The following is a 21,144-nucleotide window of genomic DNA, read 5'->3' on the forward strand; positions in this document are numbered from 1 at the left end:
CGGATCCGCCGGGAACCGCCAAAACCAGGCCTATCCCCGTCCAAAATGCGCCAGGTACCACTCGACAAATCGTCCGACGCCCTCGGTCACCGTCGTCGTCGGACGATAGCCCACCGCCTGCTCCAGCGCCGACGTGTCGGCAAAGGTGTCGGGCACGTCACCGGGCTGCAGCGGCAGCAGTTCGACGATGGCTTTCCTGCCCAACGCGTTTTCCAGCGCCTCGACATAAGCGGTCAGCTTCACGGGGCTGTTGTTACCGATGTTGAAGATGCGCCAGGGGGCGCTGCTCGTGGCCGAATCCGGATGGCTGGAATTCCAGGCGGTGTTGGCTGTGGCCGGGCTGTCGCTGGCCCGCACGACGCCTTCGGCGATGTCATCGACATAGGTGAAGTCGCGCGTGTGGTTGCCGTTGTTGAACAGCTTGATCGGCTCGCCGGCAAGGATGCTTTTGGTGAACAGGAAAAGCGCCATATCCGGGCGCCCCCAGGGGCCATACACGGTAAAGAAGCGAAGCCCGGTCGTCGGCAGCCTGAACAAATGGCTGTAGCTGTGTGCCATCAGTTCGTTGGCGCGCTTGGTCGCCGCGTAGAACTGCAGCGGATGATCGGCCGGCCGGTGCTCGGAAAATGGCATGTCGGTATTGGCGCCGTAGACGCTCGAGGTGCTGGCATAGGTCAGGTGCGCAACGGCGCTGTTGCGGCAGGCTTCCAGCATGTTGGCGTAGGCGATGATGTTGCTTTCGACATAGGCATGCGGGTTTTCCAAGCTGTAGCGAACCCCGGCCTGGGCGGCGAGATGGATCACCCGGTCGAATGCGTGGTCGGCAAAGCAATCGTCGACCACGCTTTTGTCGGCGAGATTGCCGCGGATGAAATGATAGCCCGCATTGGTCTTGCGGCTCGCTTCATCGAGCAGCCCCAGCCTCGCCTCCTTGATCTGCGGATCGTAATAGCTGTTGACATTGTCGATGCCGACAACCTCATCGCCGCGCTCCAGCAGCCGCTTCGATACGTGATAGCCTATGAAGCCGGCGGCGCCGGTGACCAGAACCTTCATCAGAAGCGCCCATCCGTGACATGTCTGGGGAACAGACCCTTGATGTCGTAGATGACGCCTGGGGTCTTGCAAAGCGCCTGCAGGCCATCGACGCCCGGCGCGCGGAACTGCCTGTGGCCGACGGCCACAATGACGCCGTCATAGGGCTCGTCGGGAATATCCTTCATGCTCGTTATGCCGAAGGCGCGCGCACATTCCTGCGCGTCGACCCAAGGATCCCAGATGTCGATGCCGGCATTATACTCCTTCAACCGGGAGACGATATCGGCGACCTTGGAATTTCTCAGGTCCGGGCAATTTTCTTTGAAAGCCGCACCCATCACCAGTATCCGGCTGCCGACGACTGGTATCCCCTTGCGCATCATCAGGCGGGCCGTCTGATCCGCAGCATGCTGACCCATACCGTCATTGATACGGCGGCCAGCAAGAATCACCTCCGGATGATAGCCAAGTTCCTGAGCCTTGTGGGTAAGATAGTAGGGATCGACCCCAATGCAGTGACCGCCGACTAGACCCAGCGTAAAGCGCAGGAAGTTCCATTTGGTGCCGGCGGCCTCCAGCACCTCGGACGTGTCGTTGCCCAGCTTGCCGAAGATGAGCGATAGCTCGTTCATCAGCGCGATGTGGAGGTCCCTCTGGGTGTTCTTGATGACCTTGGCCGCCCTGACCTCATCGCTGCTGGCTTCCAGCGTATGGTCCTCGCCGCGCACCAGCGCGTCCACCCTCGATTGGTTGATGTCGAAGCCGACAACATCCCTGGTGGCACCGAAGGCGACCGCCAGCGGCAGGCCGACGTAGCCAAGTCCGACGATGGCTATCTTCCTGGAGGCGAGATCCATCTGCTTCCTGTTTGTTATTCAGATTCATGCTTCGCATTGCGCTATCGCGCGCCAAACCCGGTGATCATTGTTTTCGTTGTCTTGAGCGTTATCAGAACATCAAGCCAGGGTGAAAAGTTCTTTATGTAATAGAAGTCGTAGTGTAATTTTTCCATGACGTCATCGACGGCGGCTACATGCCCCTGATTTACTTGTGCCCAGCCGCTTATACCTGGCCTGACAATATGCCTGTAGCGGTAGAACGGCAACTCAGTCTCGTACCACTGCGACAGCACGACGGCTTCCGGCCGCGGCCCGATCCAGCTCATTTCACCACGCAGAATGTTGATGGCCTGCGGCAACTCATCGAGCCTGGATTTTCGCAAGAAACGTCCGACGCGGGTGATGCGATCGTCGTCGCACTTGGTGATCGCCTCCTCCCTGTCGCTACCGGCCTCGCCATGTTGCCGCATCGAGCGAAACTTGTAGACCGTGCAGATCTTGCCCCGGTACCCCATGCGTTGCTGGCGAAACAGCACGGGACCCTCTGAGTCCAGCCGGATCAGCAGCGCTATCGCCGCCAGCACGGGGGAAAGGGCGACAACCAAGACAAACGCGGAAATCCAGTCGGCCGCCTGCTTGATCTTAAGATAGGCCTGGTTCGGGTTGAGGGAGCCAAGCGTGTTTTCGGACAGATGCTCGATCTCGACCCGACCGGTCAACGATTCCCTGACTTGCTTGACATGGTATACGGGCGTTCCCGAAAGGGCCCGATCGGCGATGTACCGCTCCCATTCCGCGCCAAGATCGGCACGCAGATCGACGACCACGCCGCTGGCTGTTTCAATGACCGTGCTGGTTGACTTGATCCAGAACCAGTGCACCCCGGGCAAGGTCTTGAGACGCTCGACATCTCCGCCGGGAACCACGACGAGCCGGTGTGGGTCGAGATGCCGCGTCAACAGGCTCAGGCCGAAATACCAGAGCGTGGACTGCGTGAAACTTGCTGCGGCCTGGAACCGGCTGTACTCGAACCGGAAAAAGAAGATGGTCAGGAAGACAGCCCCGTAGGACAAGGCAAATGTCGGCAAGATGTAGCTTGCCGCGGCCACTCCCGGGAAATTTCCGATGCGGCGATAGGAGAGGAAACCCGCAAGGTGCGCAATCGCCGCGGCAGTCACCGTTACCTGAAGGTATGCCGAATAGATAAACTCAGGATTGAAGACAATCCGGATAATGGCGGGGGCAAAAATCGCGAATGTCAGTCCGCCAAGCAGCTGAAATCGAATCCTGAACAGGAAATGCCGGCTTCCGACAATAGTTGAAGCCGCGACATTCAACGCCTTGCCCCTTGCCCCGAAGTTGCTGCCACGGGCCAGCGCGATTCTGCATCTGACCTACCCGTTCGTTCGTAGAACGAATCGAACATCTCACCCCCCGGCGATCCGACATAGTCGAAGAGCAATGGCTACGACACTTCGTCTCCGCTAGCAAGTATCTATTTCATATCAATAGTTAGCGGAAGTCTTGATCAACAGCATTGCTTTTTACGCTTTAGAAAAGCCGCTCTGCACGGAACGTCGATGCCAGGATTATAGAGGCAATGATACGGTGCAGTTCTCCGTGCGAGGCGCGCGGGAGCTTGGGCAGATCGTTTTCGGGGGCGAGGAATCTTGTGTTCCCGAACCCATGGATCCTTTGACGGGAGCTGGTCGGATGCCTATGGCCAGCCGGCAGGTGCCGATGATCGGCCATGTGCCGACGAACAGGATGCGCTGTTTCTGGAAAGCTAGGTGAGGTCACTTGGCGGACACCAGGCCGAAGTCCGCCAAGTGCCGTGTTCCAGCCGGGCTTGACCGCTCAAGCCGCCGGCACCCGCTCGCGTTTCAGCCGCGCTTCAGCAACGTCCACACGGCCGGTACAAGGCTTGCCGCGAGCGCCACCTTGATCAGGTCGCCGACGATGAAGGGAACGACACCGAACTGCCACGACTTTTCCGGGCCGATCAGCAGCGCCAGCCAGGCGAAGCCCATGGCCATCATGACGATTTCAGCAACCAGCATGGCGTTGAAGAGCTTGATCGGATGGCGGTCCCAACCGCGATCGGCGGCCCAGCCGACAAGCGCTGCCATGACGACGAAGCGTGCGAGATAACCGCCGGTCGAGCCGAGCATGTAGGCAATGCCGATGCCCTTCTCCGGGGTGCTCTGGAAGACAGGGAAGCCCATGGCGCCCTCCGCCATGTAAAGCAGCAGGGTGGCGACGCCGAGACGCATGCCGAAGGCGGCGGCGATCAGCAGCACGGCCAGCGTCTGCATCGAAATATCGACTGGCCCGAGCATCACCTTGGTCTTGGCCGACAGGGTCAGCAGCAGCGTTCCGGCGATGGCCAGGAAAAGCTGCGTTGCCAGTCGCGCCGCGCCATTTTGCGGCAGAGCCAGAGAAACAAGCGGACGCGTCGTTGTTGCAATTGCCATGGTATTTCCCCAATCCGGTTGCCGCTATCCGATGTTCGCGGCCTCACGTTCTCCTATATTGGCTTGCGTGTTATGCGGCAATCGGTTTTGCCGTTCCTGAAACAAGGCACCGATGCATCCGCCATGGCACTCAAGTTCGATACCAGCTTCGATCCCCTTTATGGCAAAGGGGTAAGCGTCGCGCCTGACATCCAGCGCATCACGGCCCGCAATCCGAGCCCCTTCACCTTTCACGGCACTAACAGCTACATCGTTGGCAACGATACGCTGGCCGTGATCGATCCGGGCCCGGACGACGAGGCGCATCTGCAGACCCTGCTTGACGTGATCGCAGGCCGGCCGGTCAGTCATATCCTCGTCAGCCACACGCACCGCGACCACTCACCGTTGGCGGCCCGGCTGAAAGAGCGCACCGGCGCCGTGGTGCTGGCAGAGGGACCGCATCGCCCTGCAAGACCGCTGCATATCGGTGAGACCAATGCGCTCGACGCCAGCGCCGACATGGCTTTCGCCCCCGACATCACGCTTTCCGACGACGAGGTAGTCGACGGCGACGGCTGGTCGATCAGGACCGTTCTGACCCCGGGCCACACCGCCAATCACGCGGTGTTCGCTCTGGAAGGAACCGGCATCCTGTTTTCGGCCGACCATGTGATGGCCTGGGCAACCTCCATCGTCGCCCCGCCGGATGGGGCGATGGCCGACTATATGGCCTCGCTGGACCGGCTGATCGAACGTGGTGACCGTTTGCTGTTGCCAGGACATGGCGGGGCGGTGACCGCACCGCGCGCTTTCATGCGCGGCCTGAAGACGCACCGCAAGATGCGCGAGCGCGCCATACTGGAGCGGGTCAGAGCGGGCGACCGGACGATCGTGGACATGGTCAAGGCGATCTACAGCGATACCGACCCGCGGCTGCATGGCGCCGCCGGATTGTCGGTGCTTGCTCATCTCGAGGACCTGGTGGCGCGCAGTCTTGTCAGCACTGACGGCGACCCGGCTATCACCGGTATCTTTGTGCCGGCGGGTTAGAACCCGGGCACGAGTTCATCCGTGCTCTCGTACGCTAGAAACGGCTGGAGCGCGCGGCCGGTTGGGGCGACTTCAAGCCCTGGCAAGAGCATTCAGGGTTAGCCGGAAGACGTGCCGCGGTCTCCAGCGCAACCCGCGAGGCTGTCATGGAAAGGCTCGGCAACACGTGCTCCTGCAACAATTCCTGGCGGTTGCGGTCCATATAGTCGTTGAAACCTGCGGTCACGAACGCGCATGGCACGAAACACGCGCCGATCTCGCGCGACAAGGTTGCCTCAGGGGCAATTGAATGGTTGAGCACGTCCGCTCCCATGTTCCGATACGCCAGAGCTTCAGCGGGGGTTGTCAATCGCGGCCCGTAGCAGTGGGCAGCGACCAACTGCTGTTCGATGCCATGGACCCGGCATTCGGCAGGCCAATGGCGCCGGGCGGTCTCGGCCAGCAACGCCGCACATCTTGGACATACGATCTGCTTGCCCGAGCAGTCGAAGCTCTGGCGGCCAGGCAGCAGTGAAAACGGGGTCTGCGACAGTTCGATGATATCGGCGCTCACCACCATGTCTCCGGGCTGGATCGCCTTGTTGACGGCGCCGACGGTCGAGCAGGCGAGCACTTGTCGTACACCCGCGTTCATCAGGACCCAGAACGCGCGGCGATGGCAGGAATGGTCGATATGGTCTCGGGGATTGCCGTGCGAATACATGCACAATGCACGTTTCGTTTTACCTTCAGCTGTAATCGACGCATCGAACTCGAGAAGCTTCCAGTTGTCGGAGCGACCGAAAGGCGTTTCAAAACTCATGTCGCGCCGCAAAGTGCGCACACCATCGACTTCGACATCTTCCGGGAAGGCAAGCCCCCAGTTTGCAGAGCCGGTGATGATGGCCAACCCTACCTGAGGTATGTCCGTTGATTGATACGCCAGATCGGCGGCTGGGTGATGATTTGTAGGCATGTTTCCAGTCTCGGTCAGGATTTTCGGCGAAGGGTCACGATCAGGACGACGGCCACGACGATGGCGGTCCACAATGTCGAGATCGCCGCAATGGTCGGATCGATCTGATCGCGCAGCGATAGGAACATAAGCTTCGGCATCGTGCTGTTGCGACCACTTGAGATGAAGATTGAAATCACAGACTCATCAAGCGAAGTCAGAAACGCCATCAATGTCGCCGACAGCAAACTGATCTGAAGTTGGGGAACAATTATTCCGCCAATAGCTCTGGCCCAGTTCGCACCGAGGCTACGAGCCGCCTGAACCTGGTTCCAGTCAAAGCGGGCCAGGGCGGGCAACAACACAATGCATGCGACCGGAATGGCCAGCACGACATGTCCAACCAGCACACCGAACAGCGTCCCGACCAGCCGTTGCGCCGCCAGAACAAAGAAGAGACCGATCGCAAGCAGGATGCCCGGCACAATGGACGGGGTGAGCAGGACGCCCTGAATGGTTACCGCGGCCTTTCCGCCGAGCCGATTTATCGAAATGCAGGCCAGCAGCCCCAGAGGCACGGCAACCATCGCCGTCAATGTCCCAAGGATGAGGCTCGTCCTGAGTGCGGCCATCCATGTCGCCGAACCGAAGAAAGTCTCGTACCAGCGCAACGAGTATGCGCGCGGCGGGAACTCGAGAAGATTGGACGCCGAAAGGGACAGCGGCACGACCACGAGCGTCGGCAGCATCAGGAACGCCATTACGAGCGCGCAAAAGCTCCACAGAAGGATGCGGGCCAGCCTGTTGTCAGGATAGGCCTCAAGCATGGGCCGCACCGTTGCGCGTCAACAGTCGCCGTGCCGCCAGGAACATCCCCCCGATCATAGCCATGACGACGAGGAGCAGAATACCCAGGACGCTCGCCGAACCCCAATCCTGAAAGGTCGATAGCGTGCGCTCGATCCGGGTAGAGAGAGGATTTACCTTGCCGCCGCCAAGCACCGCCGGTGTGATGAAAAACCCTATGGTGTAGATGAAGACGATGGTCGAACCCGAGAAGATGCCGCCGGCCGAAAGAGGCAGAATGACTGTGCGGATCACTTGCCCGAGAGAGGCTCCCATGCTCGATGACGCGCGAATGAGGTTTGCATCGATATCGCGCATCGCGGCATAAACGGGCAGCAGAAAGAGCGGCAGCATGTAGTGAACCATGCCGATGAGCGTTCCCGTGAAGTTGTAGACCAGCGGCAATGGCTCCGCTGTCAGGCCTGAACCTGTCAAAGCCGCGTTGATCAGGCCATCGCGCCGCAAGAGCACTAGCCAGCCATAGGTGCGCACCAGGATCGAGGTCCATAATGGCAGCATGACGAAAGCCATCAGCACGTTGGCGACCCTTGGTCTGGCGCTGGCCAGAGCGAGCGCCAGCGGGGTGCCGAGAAAAATGCAGATCGCCAGTGTGGCCAAGGATAGCTCAAGGGTTGTGACGAGTGCCGACCATGTCAGCCCGCTCGAAAGCACCTTCTCGTAATTGCCGAAAGTGTATTCGCCTCCCGTTGTCAGGAAGGATTGCCGGATGATCCACAGGATAGGCAATATCGCCGCCAGTCCAACGATGAACAACGCTGGCAGCGAAAGCGACAGGAAGAACCGCCGCTCGCGCAGGGCGTCTGCCGCGAGTGCGGGATCAGCGGTCGCGGTCACGCTATCGTTTCCGGTAACGGGTGAACTTTCGCTGCCGGCGCATAGGCGGTCACCCGCTGGCCGGTGGCAAGCTCGCCGCAGCCGCTGGCCAGGGCTGCCGGAATGCAGACAAGAACCTCTTGCCCGCCGCCATCCAGCGCAAGGGTAAGAAGCCAGTTCTCCCCGCGAAACGCCTTGGCGCGCAGTGTTCCTTCGAGCGCTATCCCGTCTCGCCCGACTAGCTTCTCATCAAGATGGAAGCTTTCCGCGCGGATCATCAAAGTGGCGCGCGACGCATCGGCGCCGTCGATTCTGCGCACCAGGCCTGGGGCAACAATGTTGGCCTCCCCCATGAACTCCGCGACGAAGCGGGTCGATGGGCGATCATAAATCCGCTGCGGCGTGTCGATCTGCTGGATGCGGCCGGAATTCATCACCGCAATCCGGTCTGACATGATCAGCGCTTCGCGCTGGTCATGCGTCACATAGATCGTGGTGATCCCCAGATCGTCATGCAGACGCCGGATCTCGTACTGCATGGTTTCGCGCAGATTCTTGTCGAGCGCCGACAACGGCTCGTCCATCAGCATCACGCGTGGCTCGAAGACGATTGCCCGTGCCAGCGCCACCCGCTGGCGCTGACCGCCGGACAATGCGGCAATGTTGCGCTCCGACAGACCTTCCAGTTTCACGCGGGCCAATGTGTCAAGCGCTCGCCGACGGGCCTCCGCCTTCGGCATCTTTCGCAGCGCCAACGGATACGCGACATTCGCCAGAACGTTCATGTGGGGGAACAGGGCGTAGTTCTGGAACACTATGCCGATGTCCCGCTTGTTGGGGGCCAGGCGGGTGATGTCCCGATCCCCCAACAAGAGTTTGCCGGAATCCGGCCGGACAAAACCGGCCAGAGCCATGAGCAGCGTGGTCTTGCCCGATCCCGATGGCCCTAGCAACGTGAGGAATTCGCCAGCTTGAATGTCGAGCGAAACATCGTCCAGTGCGACGTAGGTCCCGTAAGACTTGCTGACGCTGTCGATGGTGATCGGGAGCGACTCCATCATCTGCTCCAGTCTTACAGCTGAGACTCAGCGGGCCATCATCTCATCGAAGGCTTTTTGGGCAGCCTCACCGTTCTTGACCCACCATTCTGAATTCGAAAACACCGAAGTGCCGGCATTTTCAGGCGCGGTCGCAAGGGTCTTCAGACGGTCCTCGGGAATAAGGCCACCCTCATAGCCAGCAGGATTGACCGGGCCATAGGCTATGAAGTCGGTCAGCTTCGCCACGCGCGCGGGCTGTGTCATCGCCGCGATGAGCTTCATAGCTGCTTCCTTGTTCGGCGCCCCCTTCGGCACCGCAAGACAGTCGGTGCCAATGACCGAACCCTTGAACGTGTAGTCAGCCGCGCCGCCATCCGCTTTCACGGTTTGGGCCCGCCCGTTCCAGGTAACGACCAAATCCGCCTCACCATCTTTCAGCAACTGCGCCGACTGCGCTCCCGAGGTCCACCACACGGCGACATTTGGTTTGATTGCTTCAAGCCGCTTGATGGCACGATCCAGACCCTCCGGCGTGCTGAGAACGGGATAGACGTCCGCCGGTGCCACGCCATCGGAGAGCAGCGCGATCTCAATCGAGTCTTGGGCATTGGCACGCAGCGCACGACGGCCAGGAAATTTGGCAACGTCCCAGAACTCCGCCCATGTCTTCGGCGGGTTCTCGCCATAGGTCTTGGTGTTCCACGACAAGACGGTGCCATAGGAGTCGAACGGATAGCAGTAGTCGGACTTTGCGCCAGCCGGCACGGCCTTTGGGTCGATGATCTTGTAGTCGAGCGGCTCCAGCAGCGATTGTGCGGCGGCCTGCGCGCCTTCCGGTGAGCCCAGGTGAATGACGTCGGTTGTGACCGCACCCGAGGTGACCTGCATCTTCAGGGCGGCCAAGCCGTCGCTTAGGGTCTCCTCACGGACATCATAGCCAAGCTCTTTTGCAGCAGGGGCCCACATGGCCTCCTTCATGGCGTTGCCATAGTCGCCGCCCGCGGTCGTGATGGTGACTGATTGGGCATGGACGGGCAAGGCTGCCGAGATTGCGAATGCTGTTAAGGAAATGCGTAGCCAAGACATAGGTTCTCCTCCCCAATCTTTTACGAATGGTGCCTGAAAGGCCCGTTTATTTGTAATCGTAACGTTACGATTTCACCTTAATGCAAGGGAGTCAAGCTGCTTTCCACGGGAGTTCCAGATTGACCGGGATGTCGAATCCGGTAACGCTATGGAGGTCAGCAATCAGCCGGCGCTTTCGAAGTCGGGCGAACAATGGCCAACCTAAAGCAGATAGCGGCGGAACTTTCCCTGTCGGTGACCACGGTGTCACGCGCTCTGAAGGATGGGCCGGAAGTACAGCCCTCGACCATAGCCCGCGTCAAGGAGGTGGCTAAGCGGGTTGGCTATGTGCCAGATCATCATGGTCGTGCGCTGAAAACCGGTCGGACACTGACGCTGACGGCAGTGCTCCCGATGGAGACACGAGACCATCTGTCCGATCTGTTGAAGCTTCCCTTGATCGAAGGCATGACGCTGGCTGCCCGGCGAGCCGGTTATAGTCTGTCCATTTATTCCACGACTCCCGACGACGATCCCGTTGAGAGTGTGCAGCGGCAGCTTCAGGCGCGCAGCACAGACGGACTGATCATCACGCGCATGGTGTCGGGCGATCCGCGCGTCAAGCTGCTGCTGGATCAACGCATGCCATTTGTCGCGTTCGGAAGAACCGACGTGGATGTCGCATATCCTTATGTTGATATCGACAACGAACAGATCGCCTACGAGGCGACCCTGCGGCTGATGGAAAAGGGCTGTCGACGCATTGCACTGCAACTTCTCGTTCCGGAAGATCAGACGAGTGCCATGCGTCTTTCCGGGTATGGAAGGGCAATGGCCGAGGCCGGCATCCCAATCGACCAATCACTGATCGGTCATGGTATGTTCACGATGGAATTGAGTGCGGCCTGGTTCGATCGCATGCTGGCGTCGTCAGATCCGCCGACAGGCCTGGCATGCGCCAACGAACTGGGCCTTCTAGGAGCGTTACATGCTCTTGGCAGAAGAGGTCTCGTGCCAGGCAACGACGTCCACATTGTCAGTCGTGACAGCACGCGGCTGGCACGCTTCCTGCCGGCAAAGATCGGTGTTCATTTCGTAGATATGGCGGCGGTTGGACGCAAGCTTATCGAAGTCCTGGAGAGTCGGATCGTCAATCCGCTTGGGCCGTCGGCGGCGATCTTGCTGCAGGGCAGATACGAGCCCGCCGAATAGTCGGCAGCAGGCTCAAGCCGAATCTCCACGGCGACAGGCGGATCCGCCTAACAAGTTCTGAACATCACTCGGCGGGCGCCGCACCAACCTGACCGGCGACTTCCTGGTCGAGTTCGGCGAGGAAATCGACGATGCGCGCGGCGTTGTCGCCGAGATCGAAGCGGCCGTATCGCGAAGCTGACCGCATATCGACGATGACCGCATCGCCATCGTCGGTCACGCGGATCGCAACGTCGGCCGGAAGACCGATCACGAACCCCTTGGCGACGGCGGTGATGGTGACATCGTTTTGCCCGGCGAGGTCAGGATAGGGTTCGGACAAATCCCAATCGCGCCGGTCAAGGACGGTTTCGACGGCATTGACGACAGTCTCGAATGGCAGGGCGTAGCTGCGTGCACTGACCAGCGGATAGCTATCGGTCTGCAGCCGCTGTTCGCCAGGCGTCGACGGGGAAAGCACGTTCATTTCTTTCGTCCGGTCACCCACGTCGAGCGCCGGCGGCTCGTCGAAATCCGTCGAGATATCCCTGAGCGGCGGGTAGATTGTCGCCCAGTAGGCGGCGACGCCGTAAGGTGCGAGCACCAGCAGCGCCAGGAGGGCGCCGACCGTCAGGTCGCGACCGCCGCGGTCGCCGAAGTTCCATAGCCTCGAAAAGGCGAATCCGGCAAACAACAGCGCCAAGGCCGCCAGCAACGCGACAATGCCCAGCACCCACAGGAAGGCCGGTGTTTCGACGAGGTCAAAGCGGTGGCCGACGAAAACGGTCAGCAGCAGCACCGCCGAAAAAGCGGCCGTGCGCCGCGACCAGCCGGCCGCCCTCGACGTTTGCCGATCAGGAATGCTAACCATCGTCTTCTGTGCTGCCCCTACCCGAACGGAGACTTAGAACGGTTCACCGTTTCGCGGACCCGGCAAACCGCTCCATCGCCTTGTTTTGACGCAATCCCAAGGGAAAACGCTATGCGCTTTTCCTTGAATTGCTCTAGTGCCTTTTTGCGGCCACTTGAAGCCGAAACGCGCGACATCCCGTCAATCCGTCGGCAAGCGATAGTCCTTGAATTGCTGGCGCAAGGTGATCTTCTGGATCTTGCCGGTGGCGGTGTGTGGAATTTCGCTGACGAAGGCGACATCGTCCGGCATCCACCATTTGGCCACCTTGCCGTCCATGAAGCCGAGAATGTCCGCTTTGGTCGGTTCCTTGCCCGGCTTGCGGACGACGACCAGCAGCGGCCGCTCGCCCCATTTCGAATGGCAAACGCCGATGGCGGCAGCCTCGGCGACATCGGGGTGGCCGACAGCCAGGTTCTCGAGGTCGATGGTCGAAATCCATTCGCCGCCGGATTTGATGACGTCCTTGGCGCGATCGGTGATCTGCATATAGCCGCCGGCGTCGATGTGAGCGACGTCGCCGGTGTCGAACCAGCCGTCCTCGTCGAACTGTTCTGGGCCCGCACCGCCGTAATAGGCGCGGGCAACGGCCGGTCCGCGCACTTTCAGGCGGCCAAATGTCTTGCCGTCCCAGGGCTGTTCCTTGTTGTCGTCATCGGTCACCTTCATTTCGACGCCGAAGGGCGGATAGCCCTGTTTCTGCTGGACATCGAGCCGGGCATCACCCTCAAGCCCGGCATAGTCCGGCTTCAAGGTGCACAGCGTGCCGAGCGGTGACATTTCGGTCATGCCCCAGGCATGGATGACCTGGACATCGTAGTTCTGCTGAAACTTGGACATGATCGCGCGCGGGCAGGACGAGCCGCCGATGACGACCTTGTTGAGATAGGGAAGCTTCTTGCCGGTCTCCTCCAGATGCTGCAGCAGCATCATCCAGACGGTCGGCACGGCGGCGCTGAAGGTCACCTTCTCGGTGTCGAGCAGTTCGTAGATCGAGGCGCCATCCATCTTGCAGCCAGGCATGACCAGCTTGGCGCCGATCATCGGTCCGCTCTGGCCGAGCCCCCATGCATTGGCGTGGAACATCGGCACGACCGGCAAGATCGTATCACGCGACGACAGGCCCATAGCATCGGGCATGGCGGCGATCATGGCGTGCAAGACGTTCGAACGATGGCTGTAGACGACTCCCTTCGGATCGCCCGTGGTCCCCGACGTGTAGCACATGCCGGCGGCGGTGCCTTCGTCGAAGGTCTTCCAGGCGAAGTCGCCATCCGCCTCGTTTAGCCAGTCCTCGTAGGCGACCACGTTGGGCAGTGTCGTCTGAGGCAGGTGCGCCTTGTCGGTCAGCACGACCACCCGTTTCAGCGACTTGACGACGCCGGCGATCTTCTCGAGCAGCGGCAGGAAGGTCAGGTCGACGAAGACAGCCTTGTCCTCGGCATGGTTCATGATCCAGACGATCTGCTCGGGAAACAGCCGCGGATTGAGTGTGTGGTAGATGGCGCCGATGCCCATGATGCCATACCAGGCCTCGATGTGGCGCGCGGTGTTCCAGGCGAGCGTAGCGATGCGATCGCCCAGGCGATAGCCATCACGCTCCAGCCGCTGGGCGACTTTCAGGGCGCGACGATGGATGTCGGCGTAAGTGGTGCGCACGATCGGCCCCTCGATCGATCGCGACACGATCTCGCGCACGCCATGCTGCCGCTCGGCATTGTCGATGAGCTTGTGGCAAAGCAGCGGCCATTCCTGCATCAATCCCAGCATTCGATCCTCCCTTCGCGCTTTTGTGTGCGCTTTTCGGGCCATTGTGGAGCGAACCGCCGGATTGTCCAGCCGCCATGACGGTCGAGCGCTGCATTGGTGGAAAACCGCCACAATCCGGCCATCCTCGGCGTTAAGCTTCGTTAACGGGCAAGGGGGCGATTGGCGACTGAAAGAGGTTCGCATGGACGCGCAACTCGACGACAAAGCCCTCGAGAGTACGCTTGCCGAAAGTCTGACCGATCTGGTGCCGGGCACAAAGACTGTTTCCGAAGACGAATTCGTCGAAGTTGTCGGCGGCGCGCTCGAAGCGGTCGGCGGCACGCTGCTGTTCAAGATGTGCGTCCAGAACCACGGCGAAGGCCAGCATGTCGCGGCCGCATCCGTCGGCGACGGCGGCAATCGCCAGTTCCTGCTGCTCACCCTGCCGACCGGCGGCGGCCCATTGAAGGTCGAAACCGCGTCGAGGAGCAGCAACCCGGTCGCCGGCATCGCTGCCGCCTATGCCGGCCTCATGGACGTGTTCAAGGCCGCCGCCTGATTGCTGGCGACAGGTATTTCAATTTGCTTCGGAGGCACGATCCGTCTTTGTCGGCCGATTGGGGCCTGCGTGTTGCATGGCCACGGCCGGCCTTGAACAATGCCCTTGCGCGACACATCTGAAAATCGACGCAAGGAGAACCCGCATGGACCAGATCACCAACCCCGCCCCCGGTTTTCAACGCAATCCCGACAAAGTCATCACCATCGAGCCCTTTGCCGGCACAGTCACCGTGCGCGCCGGAGACGCGGTCATCGCTTCATCCACGAGGGCCAAGGTGCTGAGTGAGCCCCCCTATCCCGCGGTCTTTTACATTCCGTTCGCCGACATCGATTTCGGTAAGCTCGCCGGCACCGAACACTCGACCCATTGCCCCTACAAGGGCGACGCAAGCTATTGGAACGTGCTGCCTGCCGGCGAAACCGGCCAGAACGCCATGTGGGCCTACGAGCATCCTTTCGACGAAATGGCTGAGATCCGTAACCACGGCGCGTTCTATGCCAGCAAGGTCACGATCGAAGCCAAACCGGACTGACCGATTTTCGAACCCAGGCGAACTCGGCGTGAAGTGCGTTGAGATTCAGGTCAGGCCGAGTCGAGAATGCTGGGTTCCGAGAACCGGAACGGAGCGGACTTTTGGTCCGTGAGTACCGGAAGCGCAGGAAACCAACATTCGCAGGCCGGCATCACCTGAAGATCAATGCACCGGTCAGTCGGTGGTGCCGTGATCGCCAATGCCATCGGCATTGGCATCGTCGAGCCGCACAAAGGTCAGGCCCTTGGCCTTGAGCGCCAGGAGCCCCTGCACCACGCCTTCGCCGGCGGCATGGGTCGGCTGGTTGATGTGCGAGATAATCACGTCACCGTCCTTGGCCGCCGCAATGCGCCGCGCGGTCTCCTTGGCGCCAAGCAATGAACCGCCGTCGCCGTTTATCGAGAAGCCCGCGATCTTGAAACCAAGCTTGCGGATCATGGCGATAGCCGACGGGCTGTATTCGGCGGTTGCGCCCCGAAACCATTTCGGCGCCGGCTCGCCGGTCCCGGCAAGAGCGGCGGCACCCGATTCGACCTCGGCCAGCACCGCATCCGGGCTGCCGGCGCTGCGGATACCGTAGATCTTCCTTGGCGTATCGACCGCCGGGATATGATGGCCGCCGTGATTTTCCAGCTCAAACAGATCGGGATGGGCGCGCATGATCTCGACGGCAGCGGCGTTTCGCTTCAGCCAGATGCCGGTCACGAAAATGGTGGCGGGGATCTTGTTTTCCACTAAAGCTGAAAGAATCCGGTTGTCGGTCTGTCCGCCGCAGGCATCGAGCGTGAGCGCAACCCGGCCGGCTCCGCTCGTCTCCGCCCTGATGTGCAGCGTGGGCTCGACGAGCGGCGCGGCATGGCCGGCGGATACCATCGCCAACGACATGGCGATCATGCAGAGATTTTTTCGCAGCAGGCGCATCAAACCTAATTCCTGACCGGTCGTTTCAAGCCGGCATGCCAAGACCCGCATGAAGGCGGAAATCGGGATGGTGGATAGCAGGAAAGTGGCTGTCGCGACAATTTGACCGTTCGTGTGGTGAAAAGGCCATTGCGGCGATAGCGGTTGGCTGCGCGACGACGATGTCAGATGGCGCGTCCTAGCTTCATTTCGGTGCGCGAAAGAACCTCGCGCACCGCGTCGACAACCGGCTTGACCTCCAGGCCCCAGACGCAGCAGGCCTTGCTGGGATCCGGCGCGCGGCAGAGGCCCTTGGCCAGGCAGTTGCAAGGCATCGGCGGCTGGAGCGAGATGCTGGGCACGCCGACAGGACCCCAGCGCGACGGACGCGTCAAACCGAACAGCCCGACAACCGGGGTTCCGGTGGCGGCAGCCATGTGCATCGGGCCGCTCTCGTTGCCGAGAAACAGCCGGGCCTGCTTCAGCACCGCCAGCAGACTTTCGAGCGACAGGTCCCCGACGAGATTGACGACCGACGGCGCGGTCCTGGCGACGATACGTTCCGCAATCTCCTGCTCGTCCGGGCCGCCCACCAGGACGACGTCCAGATCGGTTTCGCCCATAATCTCGCCGATCGCCGCGGCAAACCGCTCCGGCTGCCAGCGTCGCCCCTCGAAGCTTGCACCTGCATGCACGGCGATGAAGGCGTTTGGCCGCAGGTGGTGCTTGCCCAGCAGCGCCAACGCTTTCGCCGTCTCCAGCGGCAGCGGCTGAAGGCTCGGAATCACCTTGCGGAGTTCGATGCCGAGCGCTTCGAGCGGCGAGAGGTAGCGGTACAGAAAATGCTGGCCATCAAAGCCGTAGGGCTTGGCAAAGATATTGGCGGGCTGGCGCTCCAGCATACGCAAGGGTCTTTCGGAAGGATTGTAGCCGACGCGGGTCTTTGCGTTGACGAGCCCGCTGACAATGCGCGACGTCTTTGAATCGGTCAGGTCGATCGTCAGGTCGAAACGGAACCGGCGTAACGCCCGCACCATGGCGTAAAGCTCTTTCCCGCGCTCGAGGTTAGTGCCGCGCATACGGGCGCGCCGAAACGTGACCACCTCCGAAGCGATGCCATGAGCGATCACGAAGCTCTCGAAGCTGGCCTCGCACAGAAATACGACTTTGGCGCCGGGGAATTCGAGCCGCAGGTTTTCTGCAAATGTCGAGGCGAGGACAAGATCTCCGATGAACTTCGTTTGGATGACCAGGATAGAGCGGAACGGCACGGGTGAGGTCTGCAACATCTGCTTCCGGGGACAATTGGCGGGATAATCGCAAATTGGGCGGGAACAGTGGCGAGATTATGCAATGCCTTCAGCACGTTCGTGTGACTTGGCTTACAAAACGGTAAGCTCAGCCTGGATAGACTATCCGCGGCCTGACTTAGAGCAGTTCACCGTTTCACGAAACGGCGAACTGCTCTAACTCTTTGTTTTGACGCGATTCCCCAAGGGAAAGCGCTGCGCGCTTTCCCGGGAAAAACCGTTTCACAGTTTTCCTGGAGTTGCTCTCGCGACCCGCACCGCCGCCTGTGCGGCCGCCAGCCTGGCGATCGGCACGCGATAGGGCGAGCAGGACACGTAGTCGAGGCCGACCTCTTCGCAAAAGCGGATCGAGGCCGGGTCGCCGCCATGTTCGCCGCAAATGCCGAGCTTGATGTCGGGCCGCGTCGCCCTGCCCTTTTCGGCAGCCATGCGCACCAGTTCGCCGACGCCGTCGATGTCGAGCGAGACGAACGGATCCTGGTCGATTATGCCTTTCTGGCGATAGGTCTCCAGGAACGAGGCCGCATCGTCGCGTGAAATACCGAACGTCGTCTGGGTCAGGTCGTTGGTGCCGAAGGAGAAGAATTCGGCGGACTGCGCGATGACATGGGCGCGGATCGCCGCGCGCGGCAGTTCGATCATGGTGCCGGTGAGATACTCGATGTTGACGCCGGTTTCCTCCATGACGCTCTTGGCAACCGCATCGATGCGCGCCTTGACGTAGTCGAGCTCCTTCACCAGGCCGACCAGCGGCACCATGATTTCGGGGACCACAAGCGCGCCGGCCTTCTTGCCGGCCTCGACGGCCGCCTCGAAAATGGCGCGCGCCTGCATCTCGGCGATTTCGGGATAGGAGACGGCCAGGCGGCAACCGCGATGGCCGAGCATCGGGTTGAACTCGTGCAGCGCCTCGGTGCGCTGCCTGAGCTTGTCCGGCGACACCTTCATGGCGGCGGCAACCTCGGCCACCTCCTCTTCGGTCTTGGGCAGGAATTCGTGCAACGGCGGATCGAGCAAGCGGATCGTCACCGGCAGGCCGGCCATGATCTCGAACAATTCGAGGAAGTCCGAACGCTGCATCGGCAAAAGCTTGGCGAGCGCCGTACGCCGGTCCTTTTCGGTGTCGGCCAGGATCATCTCGCGCATGGCGACGATGCGGTCGCCATCGAAGAACATGTGCTCGGTGCGGCAAAGGCCAATGCCTTCGGCGCCGAAGGAGCGCGCCATGCGCGCGTCGAGCGGCGTTTCGGCATTGGTGCGCACCTTCATGCGGCGCACCGCGTCCGCCCACTCCATGATGGCGGCGAAATCGCCGGAAAGTTCCGGCTGCAGCATCGGCACGGCGCCTTTCAGCACCTGGCCATTGCCGCCATCGATGGTGACGATATCGCCCTTGCGGAAGGTCGAACCCATCGCCATCAGCGTGCCTGCCTTGTAGTCGACGCGCAGCGAGCCGGCACCCGACACGCAAGGCTTGCCCATGCCGCGTGCCACCACAGCGGCGTGGCTGGTCATGCCGCCGCGCGTGGTCAGGATGCCTTCCGCCGCATGCATGCCGTGAATGTCCTCGGGGCTGGTTTCGATGCGCACCAGGATCGCCTTGCGGCCTTGCGTCTTCAACTCCTCGGCGTCAGCAGAGGAAAAGACGATCTCACCGGTGGCGGCACCGGGCGACGCCGGCAAGCCGATGCCGATGACGTCACGCGCGGCCTTGGGGTCGATGGTGGGGTGCAGCAGCTGATCGAGCGATGCCGGGTCAATGCGGGCGACGGCTTCCTCTTTCGTGATCAGTCTGTCCCGCGCCATCTCGACGGCAATTTTCAGCGCCGCCTTGGCGGTGCGCTTGCCCGAGCGGGTCTGCAGCATCCACAATTTGCCGCGCTCGATGGTGAATTCGAGATCCTGCATATCGCGGTAGTGCTTTTCCAGGCTGTCGGAGATGGTGACGAAGGACCGGAACGCGTCCGGCATCAGCTTCTGCAGCGACGGCTTGTCCGAGCCCGCTGCAATGCGCGCCGCCTCGGTGATGTTCTGCGGCGTGCGGATGCCGGCGACGACGTCCTCGCCCTGTGCGTTCACCAGGAACTCGCCGTAGAGCATCTTGTCGCCGGTCGACGGGTTGCGGGTGAAGGCAACGCCGGTGGCCGATGTCTCACCCATATTGCCGAACACCATGGCCTGGACATTCACCGCGGTGCCCCAGCTTTCGGGAATGTCGTGCAGGCGCCGGTAGGTGATGGCGCGGTTGTTCATCCAGCTCGAGAACACGGCGCCGATCGCGCCCCATAGCTGCTCATGCGGATCCTGCGGGAACGGCTTGCCGAGTTCTTCCTCGACCTTGGCCTTGTAGAGCGCGATCACGCCTTGCCATTCGAGCGCCGTCAGTTCGGTGTCGAGCTCATGCCCAAGCCCGCCCTTCTGGTCCTCCAGGATTTCCTCGAACACCTCATGGTCGAGGCCCATGACGACATCAGAATACATCTGGATGAAGCGTCGGTAGCTGTCATAGGCAAAGCGCGCATCGCCGGAATCGGCGGCCAGCGCCTCCACCGTCTCGTCGTTCAGCCCGAGATTGAGCACGGTGTCCATCATGCCGGGCATCGAGGCGCGAGCCCCCGAACGCACCGACACCAGGAGCAGTTTCGATGGGTCGCCGAACCGGCGGCCGGTCAGGTGTCCGATGTGATCGAGCGCAACCGCGACATCGGCTTCCAATTCGGCCGGATAGGTGCGGCCATTGGCGTAATAGGCGTTGCAGACCTCAGTGGTGATGGTGAAGCCCGGCGGCACCGGCAGGCCCAGGCTGCACATCTCGGCCAGGTTGGCGCCCTTGCCGCCCAGCAGATTCCTGTCGCCGGCACGGCCTTCCGCCGCGCCATCGCCAAAGGTGAAAACCCATTTGGTCATGCATTGCTCTCCGGTTGCAGGAGATTGGCGAAACGGGTAGTTCCGCCGGTCCGACCCTGGAGCGATATGATGCTGCAGTGCGAAAGGCAAGGCGTCGGCGAAGCCGGCCTGGCCCCTACAATCGATTAAGCAAAAGCCGCGTCCAAGGATGCGGCAAAAAGACTTGCCATCGCGGAGCTTTTGGAGTAGAACATACCGTGAACAAAGAGGTGCCCATGAAATCGTCCGGAAAACTCGACTATCTCGAAATGCCGGCGACGGGCGGAGCGCTGGATCGGCTCAAGGCCTTCTACAGTGGCGCCTTTGGCTGGTCCTTCACCGACTATGGGCCGACCTATTCGGCCTTTGCCGAGGGCCTGGACGGCGGTTTTCAGGCCGATGCCGCGGAAGCATCGGCAAAGCCGCTACCCGTTCTTTACAGCAAGGATCTGGAAGATACGCTCGGTGCCGTCGAGAGCGCCGGCGGCACGATCGTCAAGCCGATCTTTTCATTCCCCGGCGGCCGGCGCTTCCACTTTGTCGATCCGGCCGGCAACGAGATGGCTGTGTGGTCCGAATAGCCGCCGCACGTCGTCCGGCGGCGCTGCTTTGCCTGACCAAATTTGATCGTTCTGACTGTCGCTCATAAGGATTGTGCTTTTCGGCTGCTCTGCTAATAACGCGCCGCACCAGCGACTCTGACGGCAATTGGGGCGTCGCCAAGTGGTAAGGCATCGGTTTTTGGTACCGACATTCCCAGGTTCGAATCCTGGCGCCCCAGCCATCCCTTTAAGGTCCGTTCCGGACACATAGGTTACACTTTATACCGGAGATATGGGTAACACTTTTGGCCCGTTGGGTTTGGAGTGGTTCGAGCCTCCCAGTGCAAATCGCGGCAAATCGGGATCGTCACTTTGCAGTCTGAACAGTATTGAACATCTCCCTCTTTTCCATACAAGGTCATCGAAGATTCGACCAAGAGGGGTGGCGGCTCAACATGGA

The 21,144-nt window shown here is 61.1% G+C and carries 19 protein-coding genes and 1 tRNA gene; 6 read left to right on the top strand and 14 right to left on the bottom strand.

The genetic code is table 11. The features are described 5' to 3' along the window. Positions 1 to 30 precede the first annotated feature (30 nt). From NKI20_RS13490 to NKI20_RS13505, 4 genes are all read right to left on the bottom strand, one after another. A complete protein-coding gene (locus NKI20_RS13490) occupies positions 31 to 1,056 on the bottom strand; it encodes an NAD-dependent epimerase (protein WP_352831157.1) in 1,026 nt (341 codons plus the stop codon). Continuing rightward, on the bottom strand, positions 1,056 to 1,895 hold the full coding sequence (locus NKI20_RS13495; RefSeq protein WP_352831159.1) for a nucleotide sugar dehydrogenase: 840 nt from the start codon (positions 1,893 to 1,895) through the stop codon (positions 1,056 to 1,058). Before NKI20_RS13495 ends, NKI20_RS13490 begins: the two co-directional genes overlap by 1 nt. 41 nt (positions 1,896 to 1,936) lie before the next feature. Continuing rightward, on the bottom strand, positions 1,937 to 3,214 hold the full coding sequence (locus NKI20_RS13500) for a sugar transferase (RefSeq protein ID WP_352831161.1): 1,278 nt from the start codon (positions 3,212 to 3,214) through the stop codon (positions 1,937 to 1,939). 546 nt (positions 3,215 to 3,760) lie between these two features. Then, the gene (locus NKI20_RS13505) at positions 3,761 to 4,351 is read right to left on the bottom strand and encodes a biotin transporter BioY (protein WP_352831162.1); all 591 of its coding nucleotides are present in this window, start codon (positions 4,349 to 4,351) and stop codon (positions 3,761 to 3,763) included. A 123-nt stretch (positions 4,352 to 4,474) separates the two neighbouring features. Here NKI20_RS13505 and NKI20_RS13510 point away from each other — a divergent pair, with 123 nt between their 5' ends. Then, positions 4,475 to 5,383, top strand: coding sequence for an MBL fold metallo-hydrolase (locus NKI20_RS13510; RefSeq protein ID WP_023760582.1), 909 nt, complete (start codon positions 4,475 to 4,477; stop codon positions 5,381 to 5,383). A gap of 34 nt (positions 5,384 to 5,417) precedes the next feature. On the opposite strand, the gene NKI20_RS13515 is transcribed toward NKI20_RS13510, so the two are convergent. The 5 genes from NKI20_RS13515 to NKI20_RS13535 are packed head-to-tail and all read right to left on the bottom strand — an operon-like array spanning position 5,418 to position 10,123. After that, on the bottom strand, positions 5,418 to 6,338 hold the full coding sequence (locus tag NKI20_RS13515) for a phosphorylase family protein (RefSeq protein ID WP_023760583.1): 921 nt from the start codon (positions 6,336 to 6,338) through the stop codon (positions 5,418 to 5,420). 14 nt (positions 6,339 to 6,352) lie between these two features. Continuing rightward, positions 6,353 to 7,144: an ABC transporter permease gene (locus NKI20_RS13520; RefSeq protein WP_352831165.1), complete on the bottom strand. Its 792-nt coding sequence runs from the start codon at positions 7,142 to 7,144 to the stop codon at positions 6,353 to 6,355. After that, positions 7,137 to 8,018: an ABC transporter permease gene (locus NKI20_RS13525; RefSeq protein WP_352831167.1), complete on the bottom strand. Its 882-nt coding sequence runs from the start codon at positions 8,016 to 8,018 to the stop codon at positions 7,137 to 7,139. Before NKI20_RS13525 ends, NKI20_RS13520 begins: the two co-directional genes overlap by 8 nt. After that, complete coding sequence (locus NKI20_RS13530) at positions 8,015 to 9,055, bottom strand: ABC transporter ATP-binding protein (protein ID WP_023760586.1); 1,041 nt, start codon at positions 9,053 to 9,055, stop codon at positions 8,015 to 8,017. The genes NKI20_RS13525 and NKI20_RS13530 overlap by 4 nt, the downstream gene beginning before the upstream one ends. Positions 9,056 to 9,082: 27 nt before the next feature. After that, positions 9,083 to 10,123 (bottom strand): ABC transporter substrate-binding protein, encoded by a 1,041-nt coding sequence (locus tag NKI20_RS13535; RefSeq protein ID WP_352831169.1) that lies wholly within the window; start codon positions 10,121 to 10,123, stop codon positions 9,083 to 9,085. Between the two features lie 192 nt (positions 10,124 to 10,315). Here NKI20_RS13535 and NKI20_RS13540 point away from each other — a divergent pair, with 192 nt between their 5' ends. Then, positions 10,316 to 11,314 (top strand): LacI family DNA-binding transcriptional regulator, encoded by a 999-nt coding sequence (locus NKI20_RS13540; protein WP_352831171.1) that lies wholly within the window; start codon positions 10,316 to 10,318, stop codon positions 11,312 to 11,314. 64 nt (positions 11,315 to 11,378) lie between these two features. Here NKI20_RS13540 and NKI20_RS13545 read toward each other — a convergent pair whose 3' ends face one another. Continuing rightward, positions 11,379 to 12,164 (bottom strand): DUF1499 domain-containing protein, encoded by a 786-nt coding sequence (locus tag NKI20_RS13545; protein WP_352608059.1) that lies wholly within the window; start codon positions 12,162 to 12,164, stop codon positions 11,379 to 11,381. A gap of 180 nt (positions 12,165 to 12,344) precedes the next feature. Further along, the gene (locus NKI20_RS13550) at positions 12,345 to 13,973 is read right to left on the bottom strand and encodes a fatty-acid--CoA ligase (protein ID WP_352831173.1); all 1,629 of its coding nucleotides are present in this window, start codon (positions 13,971 to 13,973) and stop codon (positions 12,345 to 12,347) included. A 181-nt stretch (positions 13,974 to 14,154) separates the two neighbouring features. On the opposite strand from NKI20_RS13550, the gene NKI20_RS13555 reads away from it, so the two are divergent. Both NKI20_RS13555 and NKI20_RS13560 read left to right on the top strand, forming a co-directional pair. Next, on the top strand, positions 14,155 to 14,511 hold the full coding sequence (locus tag NKI20_RS13555) for a hypothetical protein (protein WP_352831175.1): 357 nt from the start codon (positions 14,155 to 14,157) through the stop codon (positions 14,509 to 14,511). A gap of 145 nt (positions 14,512 to 14,656) precedes the next feature. After that, positions 14,657 to 15,046 (top strand): DUF427 domain-containing protein, encoded by a 390-nt coding sequence (locus tag NKI20_RS13560; RefSeq protein WP_352831177.1) that lies wholly within the window; start codon positions 14,657 to 14,659, stop codon positions 15,044 to 15,046. 174 nt (positions 15,047 to 15,220) lie between these two features. Here the strand turns inward: NKI20_RS13560 and NKI20_RS13565 are convergent, their stop codons facing one another. The 3 genes from NKI20_RS13565 to ppdK all read right to left on the bottom strand — a co-directional run bounded on the left by NKI20_RS13565 (position 15,221) and on the right by ppdK (position 20,163). Then, positions 15,221 to 15,967: a polysaccharide deacetylase family protein gene (locus NKI20_RS13565; protein WP_352831179.1), complete on the bottom strand. Its 747-nt coding sequence runs from the start codon at positions 15,965 to 15,967 to the stop codon at positions 15,221 to 15,223. A 164-nt stretch (positions 15,968 to 16,131) separates the two neighbouring features. Further along, a complete protein-coding gene (locus tag NKI20_RS13570; protein WP_352831182.1) occupies positions 16,132 to 17,235 on the bottom strand; it encodes a glycosyltransferase family 9 protein in 1,104 nt (367 codons plus the stop codon). A 243-nt stretch (positions 17,236 to 17,478) separates the two neighbouring features. Beyond that, positions 17,479 to 20,163: a pyruvate, phosphate dikinase gene (gene ppdK, locus NKI20_RS13575; protein ID WP_352831183.1), complete on the bottom strand. Its 2,685-nt coding sequence runs from the start codon at positions 20,161 to 20,163 to the stop codon at positions 17,479 to 17,481. A 215-nt stretch (positions 20,164 to 20,378) separates the two neighbouring features. Here ppdK and NKI20_RS13580 point away from each other — a divergent pair, with 215 nt between their 5' ends. Together NKI20_RS13580 and NKI20_RS13585 are read left to right on the top strand one after the other, a co-directional pair. Then, positions 20,379 to 20,723 carry a VOC family protein gene (locus NKI20_RS13580; protein WP_352831185.1) on the top strand — a complete coding sequence of 115 codons (345 nt, stop codon included), beginning with the start codon at positions 20,379 to 20,381 and terminating at the stop codon, positions 20,721 to 20,723. A gap of 128 nt (positions 20,724 to 20,851) precedes the next feature. Further along, positions 20,852 to 20,926 (top strand) — tRNA-Gln (locus NKI20_RS13585). The last annotated feature ends 218 nt before the right edge of the window (positions 20,927 to 21,144 follow it).

Source organism: Mesorhizobium sp. M0830 (assembly GCF_040319965.1).
Taxonomy (GTDB): Bacteria; Pseudomonadota; Alphaproteobacteria; order Rhizobiales; family Rhizobiaceae; genus Mesorhizobium.